28 protein-coding genes and 1 tRNA gene are annotated in these 26870 nt (G+C 30.0%); 28 read left to right on the plus strand and 1 reads right to left on the minus strand.

The window, feature by feature from the left end:
- Position 1: 1 nt before the first annotated feature.
- Both fabF and fabZ read left to right on the plus strand, forming a co-directional pair.
- A complete protein-coding gene (fabF, locus tag VJI93_RS03470; RefSeq protein ID WP_150263241.1) occupies positions 2 to 1234 on the plus strand; it encodes a beta-ketoacyl-ACP synthase II in 1233 nt (410 codons plus the stop codon).
- A gap of 1 nt (position 1235) precedes the next feature.
- Positions 1236 to 1667, plus strand: coding sequence for a 3-hydroxyacyl-ACP dehydratase FabZ (gene fabZ, locus VJI93_RS03475; RefSeq protein WP_323999158.1), 432 nt, complete (start codon positions 1236 to 1238; stop codon positions 1665 to 1667).
- A 14-nt stretch (positions 1668 to 1681) separates the two neighbouring features.
- On the opposite strand, the gene VJI93_RS03480 is transcribed toward fabZ, so the two are convergent.
- On the minus strand, positions 1682 to 2452 hold the full coding sequence (locus VJI93_RS03480; RefSeq protein WP_118059118.1) for a biotin--[acetyl-CoA-carboxylase] ligase: 771 nt from the start codon (positions 2450 to 2452) through the stop codon (positions 1682 to 1684).
- Between the two features lie 106 nt (positions 2453 to 2558).
- Between VJI93_RS03480 and VJI93_RS03485 the strand changes: the two genes are divergently transcribed.
- The 26 genes from VJI93_RS03485 to VJI93_RS03610 all read left to right on the plus strand — a co-directional run.
- On the plus strand, positions 2559 to 3104 hold the full coding sequence (locus tag VJI93_RS03485; RefSeq protein WP_004832788.1) for a MarR family winged helix-turn-helix transcriptional regulator: 546 nt from the start codon (positions 2559 to 2561) through the stop codon (positions 3102 to 3104).
- Between the two features lie 100 nt (positions 3105 to 3204).
- Positions 3205 to 3489: an Asp-tRNA(Asn)/Glu-tRNA(Gln) amidotransferase subunit GatC gene (gene gatC, locus VJI93_RS03490; RefSeq protein ID WP_323999156.1), complete on the plus strand. Its 285-nt coding sequence runs from the start codon at positions 3205 to 3207 to the stop codon at positions 3487 to 3489.
- Entirely contained in the window at positions 3489 to 4895 is a 1407-nt protein-coding gene (gatA, locus tag VJI93_RS03495; protein WP_323999154.1) for an Asp-tRNA(Asn)/Glu-tRNA(Gln) amidotransferase subunit GatA, read from the plus strand. Before gatC ends, gatA begins: the two co-directional genes overlap by 1 nt.
- Position 4896: 1 nt before the next feature.
- Positions 4897 to 6324, plus strand: a complete 1428-nt coding sequence (gene gatB / locus VJI93_RS03500; protein WP_323999153.1) for an Asp-tRNA(Asn)/Glu-tRNA(Gln) amidotransferase subunit GatB — start codon at positions 4897 to 4899, stop codon at positions 6322 to 6324.
- Positions 6324 to 6926, plus strand: a complete 603-nt coding sequence (rdgB, locus tag VJI93_RS03505) for an RdgB/HAM1 family non-canonical purine NTP pyrophosphatase (protein WP_323999152.1) — start codon at positions 6324 to 6326, stop codon at positions 6924 to 6926. The genes gatB and rdgB overlap by 1 nt, the downstream gene beginning before the upstream one ends.
- Positions 6907 to 7377, plus strand: a complete 471-nt coding sequence (locus VJI93_RS03510) for a metallophosphoesterase (RefSeq protein ID WP_323999151.1) — start codon at positions 6907 to 6909, stop codon at positions 7375 to 7377. Before rdgB ends, VJI93_RS03510 begins: the two co-directional genes overlap by 20 nt.
- A 60-nt stretch (positions 7378 to 7437) precedes the next feature.
- The gene (locus VJI93_RS03515; protein WP_323999150.1) at positions 7438 to 8469 is read left to right on the plus strand and encodes a S66 family peptidase; all 1032 of its coding nucleotides are present in this window, start codon (positions 7438 to 7440) and stop codon (positions 8467 to 8469) included.
- Between the two features lie 4 nt (positions 8470 to 8473).
- Complete coding sequence (locus VJI93_RS03520) at positions 8474 to 8791, plus strand: nitrous oxide-stimulated promoter family protein (protein ID WP_323999148.1); 318 nt, start codon at positions 8474 to 8476, stop codon at positions 8789 to 8791.
- A 278-nt stretch (positions 8792 to 9069) separates the two neighbouring features.
- On the plus strand, positions 9070 to 9531 hold the full coding sequence (locus tag VJI93_RS03525; RefSeq protein WP_323999147.1) for a hypothetical protein: 462 nt from the start codon (positions 9070 to 9072) through the stop codon (positions 9529 to 9531).
- Positions 9518 to 11461: a V-type ATP synthase subunit I gene (locus tag VJI93_RS03530; protein WP_323999146.1), complete on the plus strand. Its 1944-nt coding sequence runs from the start codon at positions 9518 to 9520 to the stop codon at positions 11459 to 11461. The genes VJI93_RS03525 and VJI93_RS03530 overlap by 14 nt, the downstream gene beginning before the upstream one ends.
- Before the next feature lie 41 nt (positions 11462 to 11502).
- Positions 11503 to 11988: a V-type ATP synthase subunit K gene (locus VJI93_RS03535; RefSeq protein WP_323999145.1), complete on the plus strand. Its 486-nt coding sequence runs from the start codon at positions 11503 to 11505 to the stop codon at positions 11986 to 11988.
- 34 nt (positions 11989 to 12022) lie between these two features.
- On the plus strand, positions 12023 to 12574 hold the full coding sequence (locus tag VJI93_RS03540; RefSeq protein WP_323999144.1) for a V-type ATP synthase subunit E: 552 nt from the start codon (positions 12023 to 12025) through the stop codon (positions 12572 to 12574).
- Positions 12575 to 12587: 13 nt separating this feature from the next.
- Positions 12588 to 13574 (plus strand): V-type ATP synthase subunit C, encoded by a 987-nt coding sequence (locus VJI93_RS03545; RefSeq protein ID WP_323999143.1) that lies wholly within the window; start codon positions 12588 to 12590, stop codon positions 13572 to 13574.
- Positions 13567 to 13875 carry a V-type ATP synthase subunit F gene (locus VJI93_RS03550; RefSeq protein WP_004832801.1) on the plus strand — a complete coding sequence of 103 codons (309 nt, stop codon included), beginning with the start codon at positions 13567 to 13569 and terminating at the stop codon, positions 13873 to 13875. Before VJI93_RS03545 ends, VJI93_RS03550 begins: the two co-directional genes overlap by 8 nt.
- Before the next feature lie 16 nt (positions 13876 to 13891).
- Entirely contained in the window at positions 13892 to 15661 is a 1770-nt protein-coding gene (locus VJI93_RS03555; RefSeq protein ID WP_323999141.1) for a V-type ATP synthase subunit A, read from the plus strand.
- Complete coding sequence (locus VJI93_RS03560) at positions 15654 to 17030, plus strand: V-type ATP synthase subunit B (protein ID WP_323999139.1); 1377 nt, start codon at positions 15654 to 15656, stop codon at positions 17028 to 17030. Before VJI93_RS03555 ends, VJI93_RS03560 begins: the two co-directional genes overlap by 8 nt.
- Before the next feature lie 13 nt (positions 17031 to 17043).
- Positions 17044 to 17679, plus strand: a complete 636-nt coding sequence (locus VJI93_RS03565) for a V-type ATP synthase subunit D (protein WP_323999137.1) — start codon at positions 17044 to 17046, stop codon at positions 17677 to 17679.
- Between the two features lie 140 nt (positions 17680 to 17819).
- The gene (locus tag VJI93_RS03570; protein WP_323999135.1) at positions 17820 to 18542 is read left to right on the plus strand and encodes a hypothetical protein; all 723 of its coding nucleotides are present in this window, start codon (positions 17820 to 17822) and stop codon (positions 18540 to 18542) included.
- A gap of 643 nt (positions 18543 to 19185) precedes the next feature.
- A complete protein-coding gene (locus VJI93_RS03575) occupies positions 19186 to 19482 on the plus strand; it encodes a DUF1292 domain-containing protein (RefSeq protein WP_323999134.1) in 297 nt (98 codons plus the stop codon).
- 54 nt (positions 19483 to 19536) lie between these two features.
- A complete protein-coding gene (locus VJI93_RS03580) occupies positions 19537 to 20397 on the plus strand; it encodes a Cof-type HAD-IIB family hydrolase (RefSeq protein ID WP_323999133.1) in 861 nt (286 codons plus the stop codon).
- Positions 20387 to 20827: a peroxiredoxin gene (locus VJI93_RS03585; RefSeq protein ID WP_323999131.1), complete on the plus strand. Its 441-nt coding sequence runs from the start codon at positions 20387 to 20389 to the stop codon at positions 20825 to 20827. The genes VJI93_RS03580 and VJI93_RS03585 overlap by 11 nt, the downstream gene beginning before the upstream one ends.
- Entirely contained in the window at positions 20827 to 21774 is a 948-nt protein-coding gene (locus VJI93_RS03590) for a TIGR01212 family radical SAM protein (RefSeq protein ID WP_323999129.1), read from the plus strand. The genes VJI93_RS03585 and VJI93_RS03590 overlap by 1 nt, the downstream gene beginning before the upstream one ends.
- Positions 21774 to 22436 carry an L-serine ammonia-lyase, iron-sulfur-dependent subunit beta gene (gene sdaAB, locus VJI93_RS03595; protein WP_323999128.1) on the plus strand — a complete coding sequence of 221 codons (663 nt, stop codon included), beginning with the start codon at positions 21774 to 21776 and terminating at the stop codon, positions 22434 to 22436. Before VJI93_RS03590 ends, sdaAB begins: the two co-directional genes overlap by 1 nt.
- A gap of 8 nt (positions 22437 to 22444) precedes the next feature.
- Entirely contained in the window at positions 22445 to 23326 is an 882-nt protein-coding gene (sdaAA, locus tag VJI93_RS03600; RefSeq protein WP_323999127.1) for an L-serine ammonia-lyase, iron-sulfur-dependent, subunit alpha, read from the plus strand.
- A 27-nt stretch (positions 23327 to 23353) separates the two neighbouring features.
- A tRNA-Leu gene (locus tag VJI93_RS03605) sits at positions 23354 to 23439 on the plus strand.
- A gap of 321 nt (positions 23440 to 23760) precedes the next feature.
- Positions 23761 to 26870, plus strand: a 3110-nt coding sequence (locus VJI93_RS03610) for an Sgo0707 family adhesin (protein ID WP_324009208.1), incomplete at its 3' end; no start/stop codon positions are given.

Here is a 26870-nt window from a genome sequence, read left to right on the forward strand (position 1 = left end):
TATGAAAAGAAGAGTTGTTATAAGTGGATTGGGAGTTGTTTCGCCAATCGGAAATGATAAGGAAGAACTTTGGAGTTCTATAGAAAATGGAAAATGTGGAATCGATGAAATTTCATTATTTGATACAAGTGAACATAAGGTAAAACTTGCAGCGGAAGTTAAAGATTTAGATTTTGACAAGTATTATAACAAGCGTGATTTAAAATTTAATGATCGTTTTGTAAAATTCGCAAGGATTGCTACTAAACAAGCCTTTGAAGATTCAAATCTTAAAGATTTTGATAGAGATAGAACTGGAGTTATTTTAGCAAGTGGAATAGGTGGAATAGAAACTATTTCAAATTGTGAAAATGTATTGAATGAAAAAGGACCAAGTAGAGTTTCTCCATATTTTATTCCTATGGCATTGATAAATATAGGAGCTGGAACTGTGGCTATTGATTTAGATGCAAGAGGATATTGCAGTAGTGTTGTTACGGCTTGTGCAGCCGCTACAAATGCAATAGGTGAGGGATTTTTAAAAATTAGAGATGGATATTTGGATATTGTTTTTACAGGAGGAAGTGAAGCTTCTATAACTTCACTTTCTGTAGCAGGATTTGCAAGTATGAGAGCTTTAAGTGAAAGTACTGATAAAAATAGAGCGAGTATTCCTTTTGATAAAGAAAGAAATGGATTTGTAATGGGAGAAGGAAGTGCAGTACTAGTTCTTGAAGAGTTGGAACATGCCCTAAAACGTAATGCTAAAATTTATGCTGAAGTTGTAGGATATGGAAACTCTTGTGATGCTAATCATATAACAGCTCCTTTAAGTGATGGAAGTGGAGCAGGAAAGGCAATGTTAAATGCGATTAATGATGCGGGATTGAATCCAAAAGATATAGAATATATTAATGCTCATGGTACTAGTACACCTTTAAATGATAAGTCAGAAACTTTAGCAATAAAATATGCTTTTGGAGAAAATTATAAAGATGTATTAGTTAGTTCTACAAAATCTGCAACAGGACATTTGCTTGGTGCAAGTGGTGCTGTTGAAGCATTAATCACAACTTTATCATTAAAAAATTCTTATATTCCTGCAACATTGAATACAAATGAAATTGATGAAGAATGTGATCTGAATATCGTAAAAAATAAAGGATTAGAAAAAAATATAAAATATGCAATGAGTAATTCTTTGGGTTTTGGTGGACATAATGCGAGTATAATTTTAAAGAAATGGGAGGATTAATATGGTTTATAATTCAAATGAAATTCAAGAAATAATACCACATAGATATCCGTTTTTACTAGTAGATAGAATTGACTATATAAATGAAGAAAAGACAGAAATAGTTGGGACAAAATGTGTCAGCGCAAATGAAATGCAATTTATGGGACATTTTCCAAATAAACATGTTATGCCGGGTGTTTTAATTGTCGAAGCTTTGGCACAAACAGGCTGTGTTTTATTGCTTAGTAAAGAAGAAAACAAAAATAAAATTGGTTATTTTGCAGGTATTAATAAAATAAGATTTAAACAAATGGTTTTACCTGGAGATGTACTAACTTTAAAAGTAAAACTTGTGAATAACAAAGCAAATATTTACATTGCAGAAGTTTGTGCAATGGTTGAAAATAAAACTGTTTGTAGTGGGGAAATAATCTGTTCAGTTGGGAATTAAAAAATAAGTATAAGTTATCTTATACTTATATCAGAACTTATTAATTTGATGATTTTTTCTTGTTCTTGGACTATTAATGCACCGTTGTCCTCAATATCTATCGCTTTTGCAAAGAATTGTCTATCATTTTGAATTACGGTAATGTCTTTTCCAAGAACATAAGAATTTTCTTTGTAAAGGTCGAGATAGTTTTTATTATCTATAAAATATAAATCAAAAAAGTTGATTATTTCAGAAATTAATTCATTTCTTGAAATTTTAATATTTGTATTATTTTCAATAGATGTAGCGATGTTTTTTAAACTTGGAGGGAACTCAAAATTTTTTACATTTATTCCTATTCCAACAATCATATTGTCAATTATATTGTTATTTAGGTTGATTTGACTTTCGCAAAGAATTCCTCCAACCTTTAAATCATTTAAAATTATATCATTGACCCATTTTAGTTTTACATCTAAATTATAGACGGATTTTATTGCTGAAAGAACAGCAACGCTGGTTAAAATTGTTATTTTTAAAGACTCTTCAATTAAACAATTCGGATTAATTAAAATAGACATATATATTCCAGTATCTTTATTAGATATAAATTGCCTATCATTTTTTCCGTAACCATTAGTCTGTTCATTACTTATTACAATAGTACCATAATTTTTTTCGTTTATCTTTGATTTTAAATACTTATTTGTTGAATCAATACTATCAAAAATTTCAATATTATGTTTATACTTTAGATTTTTTTGAATTTCTTGTATATTTAAGTTGTTCTGTAAATTTTTCATATATTAATTATACATAAATTTTAGAAAAAAACAACTATACTGAGTTTTTATATTGACTAAAGTAAAATACTGTTATATACTTTTAATATAAGTTAGGAGGGTAAAAATGGCTGAAAGTAACACAAGACAAACGTTAAATGAATTATTAGTAGATTTGTTTAATTTTATATTATATATACAGGAAAAATATATGAAAGAAAAAGGTGTGCCTTTGACGATGTATGAAGTTCATTTGCTTGAAAATGTTTCAAAGATTAAAAATAACACAATAGGTAATATTGCAGATGCTATGTTAGTTACAAAGGGAACTCTTTCAGTTAATGCCAGTAGACTTATAAAAAAGGGATATTTAACAAAATATGTTGATAAAGATGATAGAAGAGTTGTTAGAGTTGAAATAACAGATAAGGCTAAAGAAGTTTTGAAAATACATGATGAATTCCATGAAAATTTAATTGATCGTGCATTAGAGGACTTAAATTTATCAGATAATGAAGTTTTAAATAAAAGTTTTGAATCCATTTTGAATTATTTTAAAACTGAATATAAGAAAATGAGTCAAAAAAATGATGAGCCTAAAGTTAAGGAGACAAAATTTAAAAAGATTAAGAAATTAAATAGGATAAAAGGAAAGATTAAGGATAATATTTAGATGAAAAATAGAGGTTGTTTCGTTACAGCCTCTTTTGTTTTTTTAGTCAAAATATGTTAAAATAATACATGATAATTAATATTTCAGATAGGAGATTTTTATGGTTAGTAAGGAAGAAGTAAAGAAAATTTATTATCTTGCAAACTTGAATGTAAAAGAAGAAAAACTTGATATTATTGCTAAAAAGTTCGATGATGTTCTAGTTTTTGCCAATGAAATTATGGAAGTTGATACTTCAGAATGTAAAGCTCTAGAAATAGTTGTGGAACATAACAGCCCTTTGAGAGAAGATGTGGTTGAAGAAAGTATTTCAAGGGAAGATGCACTTTTGAATGCAAGGGACAAAGAGTATGGATATTTTAGATTGCAAAGGGTTGTGAAATAATGGATATTTTAAGCATAAGAGAAGATTTTATCAGTGGTAAGGTGGATTTGATTTCATTTTATACTGATGTTATAAAGAGAATTGAAGATAAAAAAGATTTGAATATTTTTCTTGATTTTTCTAAAGAAAAAGTCATGGAAAGAGTTGAATTTTTAAATAATAAATTAAAAAACAAAGAAAAATTGGGATCTCTTTTTGGAGTTTCAGTTTCTGTTAAGGATAATATTTTAGTTAAAGGATATAAGAGTACTTGTGGTTCAAAAATTTTGGAAAATTATTATCCGATTTTTAATGCTACAATTATTGATAGACTTTTGGAAGAAGACGCTGTTATTCTAGGAAAAGTTAATATGGATGAATTTGCAATGGGAGGCTCAGGCGAGACTTCTTATTTTGGAGCAACAAAAAATCCACTTGACGAAAGTTTAATTCCGGGTGGTTCATCCTCAGGTTCTGCAAGTAGTGTAAGTGCTGACCTTGCTATGATTAGTTTAGGATCCGATACAGGTGGTTCTGTTAGAAATCCTGCATCTTTTTGCGCTTGTGTAGGATATAAACCTACTTATGGAATGATTTCAAGATATGGCGTTGTTTCAATGGCAAGCAGTTTGGATCAAGTTGGAATTTTATCAAATGATGTTAAATCAATTCTACCTGTTTTAAATGCTATTGGTGGTTTTGATAAAATGGATGTTGTTACAATGAGAGATGCTGTAGATATTAAGGAAGATAGTGATTTTTCTTTAAAGGACATTAAAATTGCGACAGTTTCCAATATTGAAAGCTATGAAATTGACGATATTGTTTTAAATGATTATAAAAAGGCAATTGAAAATTTAAAAAGTCAAGGTGCTAGAATTGAAGAAGTAGATTTTGAATATATTAAACATTCTACAAATGTATATAATGTAGTTATGAGTTCTGAAGTTTCAAGTAATATGTCAAGATTTGACGGAATCAGATATGGATATAGAACTGAGACTTATGACTCAACAAGGGAACTTTTCACAAATACTAGAAGCGAAGGTTTTGGAGAAGAAGTTAAGAGAAGAATTGCAATGGGAACTTTCTACCTTGCAAGTTCAAATAATCAAGCACTTTACAAAAAAGGCTTGGAAGTTAGAGATTTGATAAGTAAAGAAGTTAATAAAGTTCTTTCAGAATATGATTTTATTTTAACTCCTACAACAACTTGTCTACCAAGCAAGATTGGAGCAGAAAAGGATGATGCTTTAAAATCTTATGCAGGTGATACTTTTAACGTGCCTGTGAATTTTGCTGGGCTTCCTGCTATTTCCATTCCTTTAAATCTTAAAAAAATCGGTGGAAGTGTTCAATTTATAGGTAAGAGATTTGATGATGAAAGATTATTAAATCTTGCAATGAATTTTGAAAGGGGGCTTTAATATGAGTTTAAAGACAATAATAGGACTTGAAATTCACGTTGAGTTACAAACTGATACAAAAATGTTCTGTGGTTGTAAAAATGAATATGGTTGTCCTCCAAACACAAATGTTTGTCCTATTTGTTTAGGTCATCCGGGAACTCTTCCAAGAATAAATAAAAGAGCGATTCAATATGCAATAATGGCGGGTAATGCCTTTAATTGTGAAATTTCTATGGATATGAAAATGGATAGAAAAAAATATTTTTATCCTGATTTAGTAAAGGGTTATCAAATAACTCAAGAGAGAACTCCAATTTGTAAAAATGGATATATAGAAGTTGATACCGAAAATGGAGTAAAAAAACTTAGATTACAGAGAATTCATATTGAAGAGGATACAGGAAAGTCAATCCACAACGAAAACGGACATACTCTAATGGACTATAACAGAGCAGGAGTTCCATTAATTGAAATTGTATCTGAACCTGATATGAATAGTCCTGAAGAGGCAATTGCCTTTTTAACAAATCTAAAAGAAACTATAAAATATCTTGGAATTTCAGATGTTAAAATGGAAGAAGGATCACTTCGTTGTGATGTAAACTTAAATGTAGTTGATGAAGAAAGTGGATTTAAGACAAAAATTACTGAAATTAAAAATTTAAATTCATTCAAAGCTGCTCTTCGTGCTATGGAATATGAACAAAAAAGACATATAGAAAATGTTAAAAATAAAATAACAGGCGAAAAAGAGACAAGACGTTGGGATGAATCAAAGCTTGAAACTATAATTATGCGTCATAAGGAAGAGGGAAATGATTATAGATTTAGTGTTGAGCCTGATATTCCTTATATCAAACTTGAAGAAGACTTTGTTGAAGCTATTAAGGAAAAAATGCCAGAGCTTCCAAAGAATAAGAAAAATAGATTTTTAACTGAATACAAACTTTCAGAATATGATGCAAATGTATTAACTCAAAATAAATATTTATCTGAATATTTTGAAAGAGCAGTTAAAAAGGTTGACGATGCAACTCTTGTTTCAAACTGGTTGCTTTCTGATGTTTTAAGAAGAGTTAAAGATTTGGAAATTGAATTTGAAGAAATTCCTTTAAATATTGAATCTTTTGCAAGTCTTTTAAAATTAGTTAAAGAAAACAAGATTAATGCAAATGTTGGCAAAAAACTTCTTAGAGAATTATTTGAAGAGGGAGATTTTGATCCGCTAAAAGTTGTTGAAGAAAGAGGACTAATCCAAATTTCAGATAACAGTGCATTGATTGAAATAGTTGAAGAGGTTTTAAAAAATAATCCGTCTTCAATTGAAGACTATAAAAACGGAAAAGACAGAGCATTAGGCTTTTTGATGGGACAATGTATGAAGGCTTCAAAAGGCAAGGGAAATCCTCAAAAATTCAATGAATTAATTTTAGAAAGGTTAGTTTAATGAAAAAGGTAGCATTATCTACGGATAACAAAAATAAAGTCAAGGAAATGCTTGCAATTTTAAGTAAATTCAATTTTGAAATAGTAACTAAAAGCGAATTGGGTGTAAATGAAGAATTTGAAGAAATTTATGATACACTTGAGGAAAATTCAAAGCTAAAAGCTGAAAAGTTAAGAGAATATTGTTCCTTTGCTGTTTTAGCTGACGATACAGGACTTTTTGTAAATGCTTTAAACGGAGAACCTGGAGTTTTATCTGCAAGATATTCAGGAGAACATGGAAATAGTGAAGCAAATAGAGAGAAACTTTTAAAAAATCTTGAAGGAAAGCCTGATAGAAGTGCTTATTTTAAAACTGTAATTGTCTTTGTTAATGAAAATGGAGAAGAATTTGTCGCAAAGGGAATTTTAAAGGGAACTATTTCAGAAGATGAAAGAGGCGAAAATGGCTTTGGATATGATAAGATTTTTATTCCTGAAAATATGGAAAAAACTTTGGCAGAAATAAGTGCAGAAGAAAAAAATAAATTTAGTCATAGAAAAAGAGCTTTAGAAGATTTAAAAAATATTTTAGGTGATAGATATGATAGTAGCAGTTGTTAGTGATACTCATGGAATTGTACTTCCTGTTGCATACAGTTTGCAAAGAAATAAGGTAGATGTTGTTCTTCATCTTGGGGATAATGTAGAAGATGCAAGAAAAATAGAACAGATAACAGGTATGGAAGTTTATGTGGTTGCTGGAAATTGTGATGAAAATTCCAAAGATACTCCAGAAGATTTAGTTTTAGAGATTAGAAGAAAAAAATTCTTTTTGACACATGGACATAATTATGATGTTAACAATGGAATTGATAAAATAGTTGAGAAAGCTAAAAAATTAGGGGTGGATTATGCTCTTTTCGGGCATACTCATGTTCATTTAAGAGAAAAAGTTGAAGGAATAACAGTTTTAAATCCTGGTAGTACAACAATGCCAAGACAGGGAGATACAAAGGGATATTATATCGTAAACTTAATCGAAAAAAGTGTAAATAGAATAAATTTAAAATAATCGGCTTTATAACCGACCATTTGGTCGGTTCTTTAGCTGATTTTTTCTATGGAGGAATATATGAAAGTAAAGAAAATAGGAATAGTAAGTTTATCCAGTGGAATATTGGGTGAAGATTTTGTTGCTCATGAAGTTGAATTAGGAATTGAAAGACTTAAAAAATATGGAATTGAAGTTGAATTTTTACCAAATTCTAAAAAAGGCATTGATTTTATAAAAAATAATCCTAAGGAAAGGGCAAAAGATTTAATAAATGCTTTTAAAGATGATTCAATTGATATGATATTATGTGCAATAGGTGGGGACGATACTTATAGATTATTGCCTTATCTATTCGAAAATAATGAATTAAAAAAGGCAGTAAAGCAGAAAATATTTTTAGGTTTTTCCGATACTACAATGAATCATTTTATGCTTAACAAAGTGGGAATAAAAACATTCTATGGACAAGCATTTTTACCTGATGTCTGTGAATTGTCAAATGAAATGCTACCATATTCAAAGCATTTCTTTGAAGAATTAATTAATACCGGAAAAATTAAAGAAATATATCCTAGCGATGTTTGGTATACAGAGAGGGAAGATTTTAGTGAAAAAGCTATAGGAATTTCTATGGAAGAACATCATAATAGCGGATTTGAATTGATAAGAGGAGAAGCAAAATTTGAAGGTCAAATATTGGGAGGATGTCTTGAAACGATATTTGATATTTTTGATAATTCAAGACATGAAGATACAGTATATCTTTGTAAAAAATATAGTTTATTTCCAAGTTTAAATGAGTGGAAGAATAAAATCTTGCTTCTAGAAACTAGCGAAGAAAGACCTAAACCTGAGCTATTTAGAAAGATGATTCTTAAACTTCAAGAATATGGAATATTTGATGTTATTTCAGGTTTGATTGTTGGAAAATCACAAAATGAAGAATATTATAATGAGTATAAAAAAATTATTCTTGATGAAATAAGAAATAAAGAGTTGTCAATTGTATATAATATCAATATTGGGCATAGCACTCCAAGATGTATCATTCCTTTTGGAGTAAATGCAAAAGTGGATATTGAAAGGCAAATTATAGAATTCAAAGAATAAAGATATGAAAAAAAGCGTTGAAAAGAAAAGAGATAGAGAGAAAAAAGTAATAACTGAAATGGTAAAACTCTATTGCAGAAAAAATCATAAAAAGGGTGAATTATGTGATGAATGTAGGGAGGTTTTAAATTATTCTTTAAAAAGAATTGATAATTGTAAATATATGGAGACAAAAACTTTTTGCTCGAATTGTAAAAATTCTTGCTATAGTCCTGAAATGAAAGAAAAAGTAAAAAAGATTATGAAATTTTCAGGACCAAGAATGTTACTTCATCATCCATTATTAGTTATTTCTCACATGTTAAGCAAGTTAAAAAAATAGATAATATATATTTTTCAACATAAAAAATTTTAATATAAAGTATATAAAGTGAAATATTGTCGTAAAAGTTGTTTTTTATTGAATTTTTAATATTTATTTAACATATTTCTTTTATAATTATCATTGACTTTAATTTGTTTTTGTAATATATTTAATTTAATAAATTCAGGGGTAAAATAAAAATAATTTATTATAAACTATTAAAAAAATCCCTTGAAAAAAGCAATAAAAAAGTTTATAATAATCTTACGATTAAAATGGGGGAGAGTTTTTTGTTTTTGAAAAAATTACAACTTTATTTTAACGTAACAAACAAAATAGGTTTTAAATTACATGAATTTTATGCATTTATTATAAAAATGTTATTTCTGAAATTTGATTTAAAATTCTATTTAAAATTAGGAGGTGATGAAATGACTACTGATGCTATAAACAGAGTTAAAGATGTTGAATTGGAAGCAAAATCTTTAATAGATGTAGCAAAACTTGAAGCTACGACTTTGAGGAAAAATTCAAAGAACGAATGTGAAAATATTTCTGAAAAAGTCTTTAGCGAAGCGAATAAAAAAGCTGAAGAAATCAAATTCGGCTTAATCAATGAAGGAGAAATGTTGGCAAAACCTGTTATTGAAAAAGCTAAAAGAGAAGTTGAACACATCAAATCTGTTGATGAAAAGAAATTAGAATCTGTGGTTAATTCAATAGTAGAGAGGATTGTGAGTGTAAATGGCAATAGTTAAGATGAAGAAATTCACTTTATTTGCTTTTGAAACTGAAAGAAAGCGATTGTTAGAAGAGCTTCAGAGATTCGGTTACGTAAACTTTTCAAAATCTGATTCTATTGAACAATTTGATTATCTTAAAGATGTAGAAATCTCGACAGTAGATAATAACTATGTTGAGGAATCTACTAGAATTAAATGGATGATTGATTATGTAGGAAGATTTATTGAAAAGGAGAAAGGTTTATCTGCTCTGAAAAAAGGTCCCGTTGTTTATACATTTAGTGAACTTGAAAAAGAAGCTAATTCTTATGATTACATTCCAGATTTTAATAATTTGAGTGAAATAAGTAAAAAAATAGATTCAAACAATCAAAGATTGACAGCTATAGACAATTCCATAAAGGAAATATCACCATGGAACTCTATTAAGGAACCTATTAAGGACTTAAATTCATTTAGAAAATTAAAATTTATTATGGGATATATACCGACTAAGAATCTTGAAAAGTTCAAAGAATCTACAGTTGATTTAAAATTAACTTATTTTGAGGAAGTAGAAATAGTCGGAAGAAATTCATATTGTATTATCTTTACAAATGAGAAAGAGAATGAAACGGTACTTGAAAATTTAAGAGTAAACGGTTTTTCTGAAGTTAATCTTGAAATCAAAGGTGTGGTTTCTGAAGAAATTGAAAAGCTAGAAGCTGAAAAGAAAATTTTGAAAGAAGAAAATTACAAATTGACTGATGAAATTAAAGCTTTTACTGGAAATATTCAAAAAATGCAAAGCATTTATGAGTATTATCAAAATTTAGTACTTAGAAATACAGTGGTTTCAAATTTTAAAGCTACTGATAAGTTGGATATCATTCAAGGATATATACCTGCTGATAAGGAGACTAATTTCAAGGCTTTACTTGAAAGTGTTTCAGTCTCTAAGCTTTATTTGGAAATAGAGGACGCTAAAAAAGATGATCCTGATGTTCCAATCATTTTGAAGAATAATAAAATAGCATCACTTTTTGAATCGGTTACAAGTATGTATGCTCTTCCAAAGTATGATGAAGTAGATCCAACATTTATATTATCAATATTTTATTGGATTTTCTTTGGAATGATGGTCGCGGACTTTGCTTATGGGTTAATTCTATTCATAGGTTCAGGAATAGCTTTAAAGACATTAAAGTTTAATGATTCAACAAAAAAATTTTTAAAATTTTTCTTTGCACTTAGTTTTTCAACTATGATATGGGGATTAATTTACGGTTCAGCTTTCGGAGATTTGATTACTTTACCAACTCAAATATTGGACTCATCAAAAGATTTTATGACAGTTCTGATGTTGTCTTTAGCATTTGGTGGAGTACATTTAGCTTTTGGTTTAGGAATGAAAGCTTATGTCTTAATTAAAAATGGAAAGCCTATGGATGCATTCTACGATGTATTCCTTTGGTACCTAACTTTGACAACTGTTATTTTAGTTATTGTTGGTAAGGTGGTAACTTTACCAAGTATTGTAAATACAATAGCATTTTATGGAATGATAGTTGGAATGTTGGGAATCATTGCATTTGGAGCCAGAGATTCAAAAAGCATAGCTGGAAGAATTGCTGGGGGATTGTATTCACTTTATGGAATAACATCATATATCGGAGATTTTGTATCATATCTTAGACTTATGGCTCTTGGACTTGCGGGTGGTTTTATTGCAGTAGCAATCAATATAATTGTAAAAATGCTTGTAAATGGAGGCATACTAGGAATAATTTTCGGAGTAATAATTTTTGTATTTGCTCAAATGTTTAATATATTCTTAAGTTTCTTATCAGCTTATGTTCACACTTCAAGACTTATGTATGTAGAATTCTTTAGTAAATTCTATGAAGGTGGCGGAAAAGCATTTAAGAAATTTAGAAGTGATAAGAAATATATAGAAGTAAAATAATTCTAAAATAAAAAATAAAAAAATGAAAAGGAGATTTTGTAATGAAAGATTTTATGGCTGTGTTAGCACAAAATGGTGGAGTAGTATTTGGTATATTAGGAGCAGCGCTTGCTGTATTATTAGCGGGAATTGGTTCTGCAAGAGGTGTTCAAATGGCAGGGGAAGCTGCTGCTGGATTAGTTATTGATGAACCTGAAAAATTTGGTAAAGCAATGGTATTACAATTATTGCCAGGTACACAAGGACTTTACGGATTCGTAATTGGACTTTTCATAATGTTCAAATTAAGAGTTGATATGAACTTAGTTGAAGGTTTATATTATGTTATGGTTTCTCTACCTGTTGGTATCGTAGGATTAAAATCAGCTTATTATCAAGCAAGAGTTGCTGTTGCTGGTATTAATATCTTAGCTAAAAATGAAGAACATCAAACAAAAGGTATTATCCTTGCAGTAATGGTTGAAACTTACGCTATCTTAGCATTTGCAATGTCATTCTTATTACTTTCAAGCATTTCATTCAGTTAATAAGCATTAAATAATTTAAAAAGGATGTGATTGAATGTCTAATTTGGACAATATTATAGATGAAATCCTTCAAGATGCTAAAAATGAATCTAAAAAAATAGTAGAAGATGCTAAAAGTGAAGTTGCGGATCTTGTTGGAAAAACAGAAAGTGAAGCTCAAAAAAAAGCTGATAAGATCATTGAAAAAGCAAAAGTAGAGGGCGTGCAATCAAAAGACAGAATAATTTCAAACTCTAGTTTAACAGCAAGAGATATGATTTTGGTTGCAAAACAAGAAATGATAAATAAAGTTTTTGAATTAACTAAAGAAAGATTAAAAACACTAAATCATGAAGATTATTTGAAATTTGTTGAAAATTCACTAAAAACTTTAGAGGTTAAAGAAGATAGTGAGATTATTCTTACTGAAAGTGAAAAGAAACTTGCAGGGGAAAAATTATTTGGCATTAAAGTTGCAGATGAAACTGTTGAAAGTGGATTTTCATTAAAGAATGGAAAAATAATTTTAAATAATGAATTTTCAAGTCTAATAGATTTACAAAAGGAAGACTTGGAGAAAGAAGTTGCAATTAGATTATTTAGCTAATAGGAGGTGTATTATGGATAGAGAAGATTTTATCCAATCAAGTGTTAGAATTCGTTATGCTGAGAAAAAACTCCTTACTAAACAACAACTTTATAGACTTGCTGATGCAAAAAGTCTTGAAGATGCTATTAAGCTACTTAATGAAACTTCTTATTCAAGTGAACTTTCAAAATTAGACAGACCTGAAAACTATGAAGCAGTTTTATCTGATGTTTTGAATAAGACATACAGAGATGTTATGGAAATTTCTCCTGATAAATCTTTAGTTGAGATACTTTCTTGCAAATACAATTATCATAACTTAAAAGTTTTGGTAAAAGAGTATATTTTAAAAGAAAAGTTTAACTCAATGTACTGTATGTTAGATGAAAATGGAATTGAAACATTCAGAGAATTAGCCTTGAAGGATGATGAGGGATTATCAAAAGATTTTAAAGAAAGTTTAGAATTTTATGAGACAACAAAAGATCCTCAAGACATTGACATTTTTATAGATAAAAAATATTTTGAGAAAGTTTTGAGCCTAGCTGAGGAATTTAAACTTGATATGATTTCTGAGTATTTTAGAGCTATGATTGATTTTATTAATCTTAGAACTTTTATAAGATGTAGAAAACAAAATCAAGTAAAAGAAACTTTGAAAAAAGTTTTAATCGAAGGTGGAGATGTCGAAACTGAAAGGATTTTAGAGATGTTCTATGATGATATAGAAATTTTACCTATTAAGCTTAAAGCTTATAAGATTGGTAGAGTTTTAGCAAAAATCATAGAAGAATATAAAAATACTAATTCTCTTAATAGTTTTGAAAAAAAGATGGATGATTATTTAGTTGAAATAGTTAGAAAAACTAAATCTATCCATTACGGAGCAGAAGTTATTTTTAGTTTTCTTTTCGCAAAAGAATTGGAAATTAAAAATTTAAGACTTATATTAGTAGGAAAAGTCAATAGTTTATCTGCTGATTTTATAAAAGAAAGGTTGCGTGAAGTTTATGTATAAGATAGCTGTAATTGGCGATAAGGATTCTGTTCTTGCCTTTAGAGCTCTTGGAGTTCATGTTTTTACTGCAATCGAAGGAAATGATGCCAGAAGAATTATTGACAAACTAGCAAAAGAAGGATATGGGATTATTTATATTACTGAGCAATTAGCAAAAGATATTCCCGAAACTATTCAAAGATATAATAACGAAGTTATTCCAGCAGTAATTTTAATACCTAGCAACAGAGGTAGTTTAAATATAGGCTTAGAAAATATCAACAAGAATGTTGAAAAAGCTGTTGGATCAAATATATTATAGAAAGCGAGGGCTTATATTGAAAGTCGGTAAAGTTATTAAAGTTTCCGGACCTCTTGTAGTTGCAGAAGGAATGGAAGATGCGAACGTATATGATGTTGTTGAAGTTTCTGATAATAAGCTCATTGGAGAAATTATAGAAATGAGAGGTGATAGAGCCTCAATTCAAGTTTATGAAGAAACTACCGGTATAGGACCGGGAGATGATGTTTATTCAACAGGTAGTCCACTTTCTATTGAACTTGGACCTGGAATGTTAGAACAAATGTTTGACGGGATACAAAGACCTCTAGAAGCTTTACAAGCAAAAGCGGGTGATTTTCTTTTAAGAGGAATAAGTGTATCACCGTTGGATAGAGAAAAAAGATGGGATTTTGTTTCTACAGTAGATGTTGGAGATGAAGTTTCAGAAGGGAATATCATCGGAACAGTACAAGAAACAACAGTTGTTTCACATAAGATTATGGTACCACCAGGAATAAATGGAAAGATTGTTGAAATTTTACCTGGTTATCATACAGTTGATGAAATAATTTGCAAAATAGAAACTGAAGATGGAATTAAAGAATTAAATATGATTCAAAAATGGCCAGTGCGTCGTGGCCGTCCATATTCTAGAAAATTGGATCCGGTTAGGCCACTTGTAACAGGTCAAAGAATCATTGATACATTTTTCCCAGTTGCAAAGGGTGGAGCTGCAGCGATACCAGGACCTTTTGGTTCAGGAAAAACAGTAGTTCAACACCAACTTGCTAAATGGGCTGACGCAGAAATTGTAGTTTATGTAGGTTGTGGAGAACGTGGAAATGAAATGACAGACGTTCTTATGGAATTCCCTGAAATTCTTGACCCTAAAACTGGTCAATCACTTATGAAAAGAACAGTACTTATAGCAAATACTTCAAATATGCCGGTAGCTGCTCGTGAAGCTTCAATCTATACAGGTATTACTATTGGAGAATACTTTAGAGACATGGGCTATTCAGTAGCACTTATGGCTGACTCAACTTCTCGTTGGGCGGAAGCGCTCCGTGAAATGTCCGGTCGTCTTGAAGAAATGCCTGGTGATGAAGGTTATCCAGCATATCTTGCATCAAGAGTTGCAGACTTTTATGAAAGAGCTGGTTTTGTAAAATGTTTAGGCGAAGATAGAGAAGGTGCTTTAACAGTAATTGGAGCGGTTTCTCCTCCAGGTGGAGATATTTCTGAACCAGTTTCACAAGCCACTCTTAGAATTGTAAAAGTATTCTGGGGACTTGACTATGCATTATCTTATAGAAGACATTTCCCAGCTATTAACTGGTTGAATTCTTATTCATTATATCAAGATAAGATGGATAAGTTTATGGATGAAAGTATTGATAGAAAATTCTCTGCACATAGAATACAATCAATGGCACTTTTACAAGAAGAATCCAATTTGCAAGAAGTAGTTCGTCTTGTAGGTAGAGATTCACTTTCAGAAGCAGATCAATTAAAGCTTGAAGTTGCTAAGTCCTTAAGAGAAGATTTCTTACAACAAAATGCTTTCCATGAAGTTGATACTTATTGTTCTCTTCCAAAACAATTCAAAATGTTAAATCTTATTTTAGGTTTCTATGATGAAGCTAAAAAAGCTTTGGATTCAGGAGTATATCTTGACGAAATTTTGAAGATTGAATCACGTGAAGGAATAACAAGAAGTAAAAATATTTCTGAAAATGAATTGGAAAAGTTTGATGAATTATTTGAAACAGTTAAGGCTGATATAGAAAAATTAATAAGCGAAGGAGGTAACTCTAATGCTTAAAGAGTATAAGACAGTAAAAGAAGTAGTAGGACCTTTGATGGTTGTTGAAGGTGTTGAAGGTGTAAAATACGAAGAATTAGTTGAAGTTAGAGTTCAAAATGGAGAAAAGAGAAGAGGAAAAGTTCTTGAAATTGATGGAGATAAGGCAATGGTGCAATTGTTTGAAGGCTCTTCAGGAATTAACTTAAGAGATACTTCTTGTAGATTTTTAGGCCATCCTCTTGAACTTGGTGTTTCTGAAGATATGATTGGAAGAATTTTTGACGGTCTTGGTAATCCTATTGATAAGGGGCCAAAGATTATTCCTGAAATGAAGATAGATATTAACGGTTCTCCAATCAATCCCGTATCAAGAGACTATCCTTCAGAATTTATTCAAACAGGTATTTCTACAATAGATGGACTTAATACATTGGTTAGAGGACAAAAATTACCTATTTTCTCAGGTTCAGGTCTTCCACATAACAATGTAGCAGCACAAATTGCAAGACAAGCTAAGGTACTTGGTGGTGGAGAAAAATTTGCCGTAGTATTTGGAGCAATGGGAATTACTTTTGAAGAAGCTCAATTCTTTATTGACGACTTTACGAAAACAGGTGCGATAGATAGAGCAGTGTTGTTTATGAACCTAGCAAATGACCCTGCGATTGAAAGAATTGCAACTCCTCGTATGGCTCTTACTTGTGCAGAATATTTAGCATTTGAAAAGGGAATGCATGTTTTGGTAATCTTAACTGACCTTACAAATTATGCAGAAGCACTTCGTGAAGTTTCTGCAGCTAGAAAAGAAGTTCCAGGTCGTCGTGGTTATCCAGGTTATTTATATACTGACCTTTCAACAATTTATGAAAGAGCAGGAAGACTTAAAGGTAGACCTGGTTCCATTACACAAATTCCTATTTTAACAATGCCAGAAGATGATATTACTCACCCAATACCTGACCTTACAGGATATATCACAGAAGGACAAATTATTCTTTCAAGAGAATTATATAAACAAGGTATTCAACCACCAATTTTTGTAATTCCTTCATTATCAAGACTTAAAGATAAAGGTATCGGGAAAGGAAAGACAAGAGAAGATCATGCTGATACAATGAACCAAATCTATGCAGGTTATGCTTCTGGTAGAGAGGCTCGTGAATTGGCAGTAATCTTAGGTGAATCTGCATTATCAGAAGCAGATAAAGCTTTTGCAAAATTTGCAGATGCTTTTGACAAGAAATATGTTGACCAAGGATATGAAACAAACAGAACGATAGAAGAAACTTTAAACTTAGGTTGGGAATTATTAAGTATAGTTCCAAGAATAGAACTTAAGAGAATTAGAGAGGAATATATTGATAAATATTTAGGAAAGACAGAATAAAGGGGAGATATAGATGGCAAAGCTAAATGTAAATCCTACACGTATGGCTCTTTCTAATCTCAAAGGAAGACTTGTAACTGCTAAAAGAGGTCATAAACTTCTTAAAGATAAACAAGATGAACTTATGAGAAGATTTATAGAAATGATTAGAAAGAATAAAAAACTTCGTCTTGAAGTTGAAGAAGAACTTTCGAATTCATTTAAATCTTTTCTTTTAGCAAGTGCTGTTATGAGTCCCGAATTTTTGGAACAAGCTGTGGCCTTTCCGAAAGAACAAATATCCGTTGCTATTGAAACAAAAAATGTAATGAGTGTAAATATTCCTAAAATGGAATTTGACAGAACAGGATCAAGTGGAGCAATATTTCCTTATGGTTATGCTCAAACCTCCTCTGAACTAGATGATGCAATTTTAGAATTACATTCAGTAATGGATAAGCTTTTAGAACTTGCAGAAGTTGAAAAAGCTTGTCAACTAATGGCAGATGAAATTGAAAAGACTCGTAGAAGAGTAAATGCTCTTGAGTACAGAACAATTCCGGATTTGGAAGAAACTATTAAATTCATCAGAATGAAATTGGATGAAAATGAAAGGGCTACTATTACAAGACTTATGAAAGTTAAGGATATAATAGCTAAACAAATATAGAAAAGCTGTTGCGACTTGCAACAGCTTTTAATTTTTTGCTAGTTATTCTATTCGATTCACTTGCAAAAATTTTTATATAATAGTATAATAAAATGGTATAATAAATGCAATTATATAATTTATTTTTAAGGAGTGATATTATGGATAATTTAAAAAATGATGATTTTGATGCTAAAGAAAACTTAGAAGAAAAACATGAAGAAAGTCCAGTTGAAGGGATTAAAGAACAAGAAACTGTTAATGAAAATATTGAAAAGAAAGATGTTGAAGAAAAGGTAATTGAAGAAAAGACAGCTGAGGAAAAAGCTGTTGAATCTAATACAAAACCTGATGAAGTTGAAGAATCTCAAATTGATATTAAAGAAAGCTTTGATAAATTTATTTCTAAGAAGAATTTGTTAGAATATATAATGTGTGGTATTTCAGTAGTTTTTATACTTGATTTAGTTTATATGATTATTAAACTTATAAGTGTAGGAAGTTTTAATACTGTAGGAAATAAGTCAGATGATGCTTTATCTGGATTAACAAAAGTTGCTTCTAGAGCAAATTCTATAAAGACAATTGCTAATCTTAGAGATTTTTCTCACTTTTTAGTTTTCCTATCAATAGTATTAATTGCAATTATGTTTTACAAAAGTACAGTTCTTGATAAGAAAAAAGACTTTTTTAAACTTACTAAGAATTTATACTTTATAGGAGTAAATATTATTGTTGTAGTAGCTAGTTTGCTTTTAAAGTCAACTTTTAATCATTTATCAACAGTTATGCTATATATATCTATTCTAGTTTATTTAGCATCAATTGCAGGATTTGGTTATATAGTTTATACTCTTTATTTAAGATTATTTAAAAATAAATAATAAAGTGAGTTGAAAAATTGTGAATTTTTCTATCTACTAGTAAGATATAGATTAAATTCTATAAAATTAAATAGTTTAATAAATTAGTTTATCAGATTTATATTTGATAAACTTTTTTATTGTTGTTAATAATAGTCTAGTGAAAAATATTCCAGTTCGTAATATTATAAATCAAGTTTATTTGTATTTTTATTCTTTTATAAATTTAGCACTTAAAAATGATATTATAAGTGATTAAATGATAATAAAAAAAGTAAAGAGTTTTTTATAAAATTGTGGATAAGTTGAATAACTTGTGGATAAGTGGATATTTTGACCTTTATTTTGTGGATAACTTTTATAAAAATGTGGGATAACTTTTAAATTTTTATAGGAAATCGGGAAAAAATTGGTTATTTTAACATTATCAATAAGAACCTCACCCTTCCACGATGCTTTGCATCGGGTGGGTGCCCGAGAACCTTGTTGCTTCGCAATAAAAAAATTGTGAATAAAATATTTTTTAAAAAATATTTTAAAAAGCTATGCTTTTTTTAAAAAATGTGGTATTATTATTGTAGATAAATATTTCATAATTTTGTGAGAAATATCTTTTATCGATTTAAAATTTAAGATTTTAAAAATTTTAAGGAGGACATACAAAATGGAAGAAAACAAAGGCTGCGGCTGTGGTTGTGGTTGCGAAGAAGAAATGGAAGCTGAATTATTAGTTTTTGAAAATGAAGATGGAAAAGAAGAAACTTTTGAAGTTATAGGAGTTTTTGAAGTTGAAGAAAAAGAATATATGGCTCTTCAAAGTCAAGAAGATGGAAGTATATTACTTTGCAAATATATAGAAAAAGAAGACGGAGAATTTGAAGTTGAAGAAATCGAGGATGATGAAGAATTCAACAAGGTTTCTGATGCGTTTGACGCTTTAGTTGAAGAAGACGACGAATAGAATTAGTCTATAAGGTGCCGTTATCGGCACTTTATTTTTTTGAAAGAGGTTTTTATGTTAAAAGCAATTTGTTTAGATTTAGATGGAACTCTGTTAGATGATGACAAAAAAATATCTTCTCGGAGCTTTGCTTTATTGGATAATTTAATAGGAAATGGGATAGAAGTTGTAATCGCTACAGGAAGACATTTTTATATGGCATCAGGCTTTTTACAACCTTTAAAAAGAGATATTATGGTCTGTGCAAATAATGGAGCGATGAGCAGATTTAAGGAATCTAGTAAATTAGTTAATGTTGAATATGTAAATAATTCTAAATTTTTAGAAGTTTATAATAAGGCTCTGGATTGTGGAATGAATCCTTATGTTTATGTAGATTCTTTTGTTGATGGTTATCATTTAGCCATAAAAGACGGACAACCTAAGAAAAGTCATTTCGAAGAAAATATTGCAGATAAAAAGATTGCCACAGACAGCATCAGATATTTTAGTCAGGTTGATATAAAGTCTCTAGAAACTGTCTTATGTATAGCTTTCTTAGATCAAAAAGAAAAGATTGATGAATTTTATGGATTATTCAAGGATGAACATAATTTGGTTAAAAATAGATATATGATTCCAAATGGAAAAAAAGTTTTGGAATTTCAATCTGAAAAAGCTGATAAATGGGTTGCTATAACTAATTATCTTAAGAGCAAGAATATTAGTCTTTCAGATGTTGTATCTTTTGGTGACGAATTTAATGATAAGTCTATGATTAAAAATTCAGGAATTGGTTTTGCAATGAAAAACGGGATTGATGAATTAAAATCTTTGACAAATAATATTACTGAATTTACAAATAATGAAGATGGGGTATATTTTGAGTTGAAGAAATTATTTAAAGATGTTTTAGGAGAAAAAAATGGCTTGTAATTTAAAGTTTAATGGAATAAATGGAGAATTTTCTTTAGATAAGTATAGAGGAAAAAAGATAGTATTGTATTTTTATCCAAAGGATAATACTTCAGGTTGTACTCTGGAAGCTATCCAATTTAGTGAACTTAAAAGTGAATTTGAAAAGTTAAATGCCGTTATAATCGGTGTTAGTAAAGATTCTTTAGCTAGCCACAAGAAATTTATTGAAAAACATAATTTAAGTGTTGAATTAGTATCTGATGAAGATATTTCTATTCAAGAGCATTTTGATGTTTGGAAACTTAAAAAAATGTGTGGTAAAGAGTATATGGGAACTGTTAGATCCACTTTTATTCTAGATGATAAAGGAAATATTTTAAAAGAGTTTAGAAATGTAAAGGCTAAGGATCATGCTATAAAAGTTTTAGAAGCATTGAAGGAATTATAATGTTAGAGGAAGATTTTTACAGAACATATTCAAAATATCTTAAAGACATTTATGGAGAAAAAGTTTATAAACTGCCTGTTAAATTAAATTTGAGCTGTCCAAATAGAGACGGTAATATTGCAACAGGTGGTTGTATTTTTTGTGGAGAAGAAGGCGGTTCTTTTGAAAATTGTAATATTTCTATGCCCGTAAGAGAACAGGTTTTGAGAAATAAGGCTTATATATCAAAAAAATATAATGCAAAAAAATTTATTGTCTATTTTCAAAATTTTACTAATACATATCTTGGAATAGAAGATTTTAAAAAGATGATTGCAGATAGTATTGTTGATGAGGACATAATTGGGATTTCTCTATCAACAAGACCTGATTGTATTTTAGAAGAACAATTGTTATTTTTAAAGAATTTTCAAAAGAACAGAAAGTTAGAAATAGACTTTGAGCTTGGATTACAGACTGTAAATTATAGAACTTTAATAAAACTAAATAGAGGACATACATTGGCTGAATTTATAAATGCTGTTAATTTAATTCACAGATTTGAATTTAGAGTTTGTAGCCATATAATAGTTGGGCTTCCTTGGGATGATGAATTGGATATGGTGGAGTCTGCAAAGATTTTATCCGCTCTAAAAGTTGAAGAGGTAAAATTACATTCACTCTATATCGTAAAAAATACGGTCTTGGGAGAAATGTATTCAAATGGTGAAATAGAATTAATAAGTAAGGAAAAATTTATTGATTTAGTTATTTCTTTTTTAAGAAATTTAGATGAAAAAATAGTTTTACAAAGACTACTTGGTCGTGTTCCTGAAGAAAATAGTTTGTTTTGTAATTGGAGTACGAGTTGGTGGAAAATTAGAGATGAAATTTTAGAAAAAATGGAAAGGAATAATTTTAAACAGGGAGATTTGTTTAATAATTTTGAAGGAGTAGTGAAAAAATAATGAAAAACTATGGACTTTTTGACGTTATTGGTCCTATAATGATTGGACCTTCAAGTTCTCATACTGCAGGAGCTTGTAGGCTTGGACGAATTGCAAAAATTATTTATGCAAGAGATATAAAGAAAGTAATTTTTCATTTACATGGAAGTTTTAAAAATACATATCAAGGACATGGTACGGATAAGGCTTTAGTTGGTGGTATATTGGGATATGATACTGACGATGAAAGAATAAGAGATGCTTTGGATATTGCAAAAAAGAGAGGGATAGAAGTTTCTTTTGTCCCTATGGATTTGTTGTATGCTCATCCGAATACTGTAAAAACTGAATTTTTCGAAGCAAGCGGAGAGAGTTTTTATGTAATTGGCTCCTCTATTGGTGGGGGTGCCATTGAAATTACAAATATTAATGGAGTTGATGTTAAATTTGGAGGAGTCTATAATACAATAATCCTTAAATATAATGATAGATACGGAATGATTGCACAAGTTAGTACGATTTTAGCTGAAAACAAGATAAACATAGGTAGTTTGATTATGAATAGAGAAGAGGGAGTAGCATCTGCGGTTATGGAAATTGATGGTGGAATTGACGAAATGGCTATTTATAGAATAAGTAAATTACCAGATATGTTAGAATGTATGATTTTAAAACCATTATAGGAGGTTATATGATTTCTTCAGGAGCACAATTATTAAAATTATGTAAAGAAAAAAATAAAAAAATTAGTGAAATTGCATTAGAACATCAACTAGAAGAAATGGGTATAACAGAAGAAGAACTTTTAGGGATGCTTAGGGAAACCTATGAAGTAATGAAGGCCTCAGCATCTGATGTTATAACGAATGATGAAATCAATCCATTCAAGATAACTGGTGGGAATGCAAAGAAAATTTTAAGATATGCACAAAGTGGAAAAAGTATTTTAGGAGAGTCTATGGTAACTGCAATTGCTAGAGGTTTTTCAACTTCTGAAGTAAACGCAGGGATGGGAAAAATCGTAGCTGCACCAACTGCTGGTGGTGCCGGAATTTTACCTGGAAGTCTTTCTTGGATTCAAGATAAATATAATTTTACAGATGATGAAATGCTAATGGCACTTTTAGTTTCTGGAACTATTGGAAGAATTATTGCAACAAATGCAACAATCTCTGGAGCAGAAGGTGGTTGTCAAGCTGAATGTGGAGCTGCGGCAGCAATGAGTGCAGCAGCAATAGTAGAATTGCATGGAGGAACTGCTGAACAATCTTTGACAGCATCATCATTTGCAATGCTTTCAGTATTGGGATTGGTTTGTGATCCAGTTGCTGGACTTGTAGAATTTCCTTGTGCTTTAAGAAATGGAACAGGAACTATTAATGCTCTAGTTGCAAGTGATATTGCGCTTGCGGGGGTTGAATGTATAGTGCCTTTTGATGAAGTAGTTCAAGCAATGTATGAAGTTGGAAACGCCTTACCTGAAACATTGAGAGAAACAGCTTTAGGTGGATGTGCAGCTTGTCCATCTGCAAAAAAAATGGAATGTAAAGTATTTCCAAATAGATTAAGTTAATAACGGACTTTTTTAAGTCCTATTTATGCAGAAATGGTGGAACTGGTAGACACGCTATCTTGAGGGGGTAGTGAGCAAAGCTTGTGAGGGTTCGAATCCCTTTTTCTGCACCAACTCCGTTAGTTAAACTAATGGAGTTTTTTTAGGTTCAGTAACTAAGGTTGGGGAGTAAAAGATCCTCAGCCTTAGTTACTGAACCTATTTCAATAATTGTGGACATTAAGCTGAAATTATGTTATAATCTTCAAAAGGGACTTCTTGTGTAGATTTTAGGCTTTTCTACACAAGATGGGGAGTCTTTTATATCGGTTTACATTGAAATAATAGCCTGTATTTATTTGAAATGTAAATTTAGTAGTTAACTTTTATTCAAGTGAGATTTAAGGAAATTTTACTTGAAAGTTTAGTATTTATTATGGAAGGAACAAGAAATAATGAAACAGAAAATTTCAAAACGAATTATGTCATTATTTATGATGATTTGTATGGTTTTTCAGGTTTTTATTTCAAGTGTTACTACAGAAGCGGCACCTGGAGCTAAACCTGAAGTCTCTCATACCGATTTAGACTTATCAAAACTAGATTTGTATGAGTTTAAATGTAGACAAGAAAATATGAAAGTTATTCATATGAGTCAAAGCGTATTGAAAAAGCATGTCGTTCCAAATGGCAATTGGAAGGAGAGTACTGTGTTTATGCACAAATTTAATAGAACTCCACACCAACAAAATTTCAACGATGTTTTAGAATTGCTATTTACAGACGCTGGAAGAATTAATGGGAAAAAGGTAAATGTAAGAGTTAAGGTTAATCGTTTACAATTAAATCCTACTCAATATTATGGGAAACAAGATAATTTTAATAATGAGAATGCTGGAGTGCCATTTTTAACAGTCGACCAAAACTGGGGAGATAGTGGTATTCAGTTGATGGACTATGTTTATCCTGATCATCCTAATTTCAATGATAACAATGAACAAGGTTTCAATACAAAAACAAATTGTACTGTTACATTAGAATATGATGATGGAACACCTTGTGATGTTAAACTAACAATGGTACCTACAGACATAGACGTAAAACCTGGTAATACTATAGCAAATAATCATAAGACTACATTTTATGAATGTATGTTAGTAGAAAATTATACTCAAACAATTGATAAATTAGTATATAATGAACAGTATGATTTAATAGAGTATGACGAAGGAGCTTGGCATTACTGGCGTCCAAAATCAACAATATCTTCTCAAGGAACATCAGGTCCTGACGAATTTAATAAAACCGGATTCGTTATGCGTTCTGTAAACAACAAAGTATCTTTCGGTTTTAATACGGCAGCTACTAGTGGAGGACTTTTCAAATTCTTTGCAGAAGTACCTTACTATAACAATCCAGAAAAAACTCCTAAAAAAGTTGTTGACAGGCAAGAAGCTCCTAAGAGAATTGGCGAACCAATAAACTATACAGTTACTTATACTGTTCCAAGACCTGGAGTTGATATAATTGACGATATAAAGACATTAAAATTTACTGATCAATTTGATAAGAAAGTAGATTTTAAATCTGCACAAGTAAAATTAGACGGAAAAATTTTAACTGAGAATGTTGATTATAAATTAACAAAGGTTGAAGCTCAAGGGGTGCCACCCACTATAGAAATAGATATTATTAATAAATCTTTATTTAGTAGAGATAAAGCTGGAAAAGTTTATGAAATTGTTTATAATACTGAGACAAATGAAAAAGCTTTAGTAAATGGTGATGACAAGGTAATTAACTCCACTGCAAGAATGTATTTTGATGGGATTCCTGCGTTTGCCAATACTGTTGAAACAAAATTAATACCACCAACTCCTACTAAACCTCAAAAAGAAGTTTATACAGGTGAGTCTACAGTAAATATAGATGGTAAAACTGTTAATCCAGAACAAGAGCTTACTTATGCAATAAAATATACAAATACCAAGTATACAGAAGTTGATGCAACAATTACAGATAAACTTCCTAATCATACAAGCTTTGTATCTGCAGATAATAATGGAACTTTTGAAAATGGAACTGTAAAATGGAATAAGAAGATTGCACCTGGAGAAACATGGACAGTTACATTTAAAGTTAAGATTGATAAAGAGGTTAATGGAGAAGTAATTAAAAACCATGCAACTGTAAATGATGGTGAAAATAGTTACGATACAAATGAAACAACAAACCCAACAGCAACAAAACCAGTTAAGGACGTATTTAATAGTCAAGATACAAATACAAGTATAGATGGTAAGGAAGTAAAGGCAAAAGATGAACTACTTTACAAGATAACTTACAAGAATACTACAGGACAAGTACAAAAGGTTGTAATAAAGGATAAAATACCTGCACATACAACTTTTGTAAAGGGTTCAGCAACAAATAATGGAGTCTTCAAAGACGGAGAAATTACTTGGACAAAAGAAAATGTAGCAAATGGAGAAACAGTAGTTGTAACATTCAAAGTAAAAGTAGATGACAATGTAAATGGAGATAAAATATTAAATAAAGCAAATGTAGCTGATGGAAATAATAATTTCGATACAAATGAAACAACAAATCCAACAGCGACAAAACCTGTTAAGTCTGTATTTAATAGTAAAGATACAAATACAAGTATAGACGGTAAGGAAGTAAAAGCAAAAGATGAATTACTTTACAAAATAACTTACAAGAATACAACTGGTCAAGTTCAAAAAGTTGTAATAAAGGATAAGATTCCAGCTCATACAACTTATGTAGAAAATTCTGCAGATAATGGTGGAACTTTTGCAAATGGAGAAATCACTTGGACAAAAGAAAATGTAGCAGATGGAGAAACAGTAGAAGTTACATTTAAGGTAAAAGTAGATGAAAATGTAAATGGACAAAAGATTCTAAATAAGGCAAATGTAGTAGATGGAAGTAATAATTTTGATACAAATGAAACAACAAATCCAACAGCAACAAAACCGGTTAAGGATGTCTTTAGTCCAAAGGATACAAAAACAAGTATAGATGGTAAAGAAGCAAAAGCAAAAGATGAGCTACTTTACAAGATAACTTATAAGAATACTACAGGAAAAGAACAAAAGGTTGTAATAAAGGATAAAATCCCAGAACATACAACTTATGTAGAAGGATCAGCAACAAATAATGGAGTCTTCAAAGACGGAGAAATCACTTGGACAAAGGAAAATGTAGCAAATGGAGAAACAGTAGTTGTAACATTTAAAGTAAAAGTAGATGATAATGTAAATGGAGATAAGATTGTAAATAAGGCAAATGTAGTAGATGGAAGTAATACATTTGATACAAATGAAACAACAAATCCAACAGCAACAAAACCTGTAAAAGATGTCTTTGATAGTAAAGATGATAAGACAAGTATAGATAGTAATGAAGTAAAAGCAGGCCAAGAACTACTTTACAAGATAACTTACAAGAATACTACAGGAAAGGTACAAAAGGTTGTAATAAAGGATAAGATTCCAGCTCATACAAGTTATGTAGAAAATTCTGCAGATAATGATGGAAC

Source organism: Parvimonas sp. M20, from assembly GCF_035282425.1.
Classification (GTDB): Bacteria; Bacillota; Clostridia; order Tissierellales; family Peptoniphilaceae; genus Parvimonas.